Annotated in this window: 5 protein-coding genes; 2 read left to right on the top strand and 3 right to left on the bottom strand. The window is 61.7% G+C overall.

From position 1 onward, the window contains the following. Window positions 1-2: 2 nt before the first annotated feature. The 3 genes from V7E26_RS29805 to V7E26_RS29795 form a co-directional block, all read right to left on the bottom strand. Window positions 3-233, bottom strand: a complete 231-nt coding sequence (locus V7E26_RS29805) for a F0F1 ATP synthase subunit C (protein ID WP_016847054.1) — start codon at window positions 231-233, stop codon at window positions 3-5. A gap of 56 nt (window positions 234-289) precedes the next feature. After that, window positions 290-1045 (bottom strand): F0F1 ATP synthase subunit A, encoded by a 756-nt coding sequence (locus V7E26_RS29800; RefSeq protein WP_324422967.1) that lies wholly within the window; start codon window positions 1043-1045, stop codon window positions 290-292. A gap of 70 nt (window positions 1046-1115) precedes the next feature. Next, window positions 1116-1487, bottom strand: a complete 372-nt coding sequence (locus tag V7E26_RS29795) for an AtpZ/AtpI family protein (protein ID WP_324422966.1) — start codon at window positions 1485-1487, stop codon at window positions 1116-1118. A gap of 275 nt (window positions 1488-1762) precedes the next feature. Here V7E26_RS29795 and V7E26_RS29790 point away from each other — a divergent pair, with 275 nt between their 5' ends. Beyond that, a complete protein-coding gene (locus V7E26_RS29790; protein WP_324422965.1) occupies window positions 1763-2386 on the top strand; it encodes a 2-hydroxychromene-2-carboxylate isomerase in 624 nt (207 codons plus the stop codon). 64 nt (window positions 2387-2450) lie between these two features. Continuing rightward, window positions 2451-2966 carry a hypothetical protein gene (locus V7E26_RS29785; RefSeq protein ID WP_324422964.1) on the top strand — a complete coding sequence of 172 codons (516 nt, stop codon included), beginning with the start codon at window positions 2451-2453 and terminating at the stop codon, window positions 2964-2966. The last annotated feature ends 78 nt before the right edge of the window (window positions 2967-3044 follow it).

The raw sequence follows: 3044 nt of genomic DNA, 5'->3' as shown, positions 1-3044 counted from the left end.
GCTCAGAGCGGAACGAACAGCAGCAGCAGCGCGATCAGCAGCGAGAAAATGCCGAGCGCTTCGGTCACGGCGAAGCCGAAGATCAGGTTGCCGAACTGGCCCTGGGCTGCAGAAGGATTGCGCACCGCAGCGGCGAGGTAGTTGCCGAAGATGATGCCCACGCCGACGCCCGCGCCGCCCATGCCGATGCATGCGATGCCCGCGCCGATAAGTTTTGCTGCTGCCGGTTCCATTTTCTAGAGCTCCTTGAGAGGTAAGACGAAGTGTGGGTGGAAATTCCCCGGACCGCTTAGTGTCCCGGATGAATGGCGTCGTTGAGATAGATGCAGGTCAGGATCGCGAACACGTAGGCCTGCAGGAATGCGACCAGCAGTTCGAGCGCGGTCAGCGCCACGGTGAGCGCCAGCGGCAGCATGCCGCCTAACCAGCCGAGCGCGCCGAGCGAGACGCCGAGCATGGCGACGAAGCCCGCGAACACCTTCAGCGCGATGTGGCCGGCCAGCATGTTGGCGAACAGACGCACGCTGTGCGAGACCGGGCGCAGGAAGAACGACAGGATTTCGATGAACATCACCAGCGGCAGGATGTAGATCGGGACACCGTGGGGAACGAAGATGCTGAAGAACTTGAGGCCGTTCTTGTAGACGCCGTAGATCAGCACCGTGAAGAACACCAGCAGGGCAAGGGCCGCGGTGACGATGAGGTGGCTCGAAACCGTGAACGTGTAGGGGATGATGCCGATCAGGTTCGAGATGCAGATGAACATGAACAGCGAGAAGATCAGCGGGAAGAACTTCATGCCTTCCGCGCCGGCGGTGGAGCGGATCGTCGAAGCCACGAACTCGTAGGAGATTTCGGCGATCGACTGCAGCCGTCCGGGGACCAGTTGCCCTCTCGACATGCCGCCGATCATCAGCAGCGAGATCGCCGCCACCGCGATGAACATGTAGAGCGTCGAGTTGGTGAAGGCGATCGTGTGGTTGCCGATATGGCCGATCGTGAAGATGGGTTCGATATTGAATTGGTGGATCGGGTCGATTTTCATCCGCGCGGCTCTTTATCCACCGGCCTTGCCGGCTATCCAATTTCAAATGTCGTGACTTCCCGTCGACGCCTTAGCGCTTGCCCGAGGCCACGCCGGCTGATCTCACCACGTTGACCACGCCGGCGACGAAGCCGAGCAGAAGAAACACGATGAAACCGAACGGCGATGTCGACAATAACCGGTCGAATCCCCAGCCAATCGCCGCCCCGACGGCAACGCCCGCGACCAATTCGGAGGAAAGACGGAAACCCAGCGCCATTGCCGATGCTCTGGCGGCCGTATCCCCGCTTTCAGTTCCGGTTTGATCAGTCCTGAGTTTCCGGCCGTCGCGAATTTCGGACAACCGTTGATCCAGACTTCCGAGCCTTGCGGAAAGCGCAGCTTCGTCGGAGGACGGCTGATCGCGATTTCCACTTGCGTTGTTGTTCTTGTCTTCGGCCATGCCCAAGACACTAAACGATGCCAACGGTAGATGGAAATTGCGCCCGTCACCCTTGAAAGCCGCGCGGACCATACTTATCGCGTTTAATCAAGTCAAGATAAGCTCGTAACCAGTTACTTCGTTGATTTAATTGAATTTATCCGTGAGATGCCTGCGACACTGTGGACTGCCATCGCAGTGCAGCAGCTATTGTTGCCTGGATCGATCTTGCGCCGCTTCAGCCGCTCTGTTGGGATGCGCCGCGTGAAGCGAAAATCAGGGTTCCCGGAGCACGCATGCCGCGGCAGGTCGATTATTATTTCTCGATCCTATCGCCCTGGGCCTATGTCGGGCACCGGACCTTTCGTAGCCTTGTAAGTGCCTACGATCTCAAGGTAATTCATAAACCCGTGGTGTTGATCGACCTGTTCTCGGACACCGGCGGCCTGCCGTTGGCCAAGCGCCACCCGGTCCGGCAGCGCTACCGCATGGTCGAGCTGCAGCGCTGGCGCGACAAGCGCGGGCTGAATTTTCACCTGCAGCCCGCGCACTGGCCGTTCAACGCCCGCCTGGCCGACGGCGTGGTGATCGCCGCGCTGGAGGAAGAACTCGACCCCGACAAATTTCTGAGCCGGGCGTTCGCCGGTGTCTGGGAGGATCAGCTCAACCTCGCCGACCCCGCAACGATCGCGAAACTCGCCGACGAATCGGGGCTGCCCGGCCACCAGATGGTGGCGCGGTCCGCCTCGGCGGACATCACCACAGCGTATGAGCAGAACCGGCAGGACGCGCTTGCCGTCGACGTGTTCGGCTCGCCGGCCTATGTGCTTGATGGCGAGGTGTTCTGGGGACAGGACCGGCTCGAACTGCTGGAGGATGCGTTGAAGTCCGGCCGCACGCCCTATAGCTCAAGCGTATAGGCCGCCTTGAAAGCGCCCCGGCGGTCGAGGAAACCGAGACTGTCCTGAGGCGGGAGCCAAGCCGATGCGCACAGCAACATCGTCCTCGAAATTCCTGAAGTCCGTTGTCCTGGTGACTTGCCTTGCCGGCGCCGGATACGCGATGGCAGGCGCGCCGGAGGCCGAGAACGGCCGCTATACGCTGTCGACGACGGCCGATGGCGTGCTCCGCCTCGACACCCGCAGCGGCGCGGTCTCGACCTGCGGCAATTCGGGTTCGGGCTGGGCCTGTTACGCCGTGCCCGACGAGCGCGCAGCGATGGATTCGGAGATCGGCCGGCTGCAGGCCGAGAACGAGCGACTCAAGGCGGAACTCGCCTCGCGCGAACCCACCGTGAGCGGCAAGACCGAAGAGGCGCTGCCGAAATCGGACTCGCTGAAAAGGAGCGAGCCGAAGGCGACCGAGAACGAGCGCAAGATCGAAATCCCGCTGCCGAGCGATCGCGACGTGGATCGCATGATGTCGTTCCTGGAGCAGGCCTGGCGGCGCCTGGTCGAGATGGCCACCCGCGTGCAGCGCGACGTCAACGGCAAGATTTGAGAAGGCCTGCGCTCCTTCCTCGGGTCGTCCCTGCGAACGCACTAGCTGATGCACACTTCTTGGCTGCGGCGGAATGAC

It is taken from the genome of Bradyrhizobium sp. (assembly GCF_036735945.1).
Taxonomy (GTDB): domain Bacteria; phylum Pseudomonadota; class Alphaproteobacteria; order Rhizobiales; family Xanthobacteraceae; genus Bradyrhizobium.
This window is presented reverse-complemented; position numbering and strand designations above follow the sequence as displayed.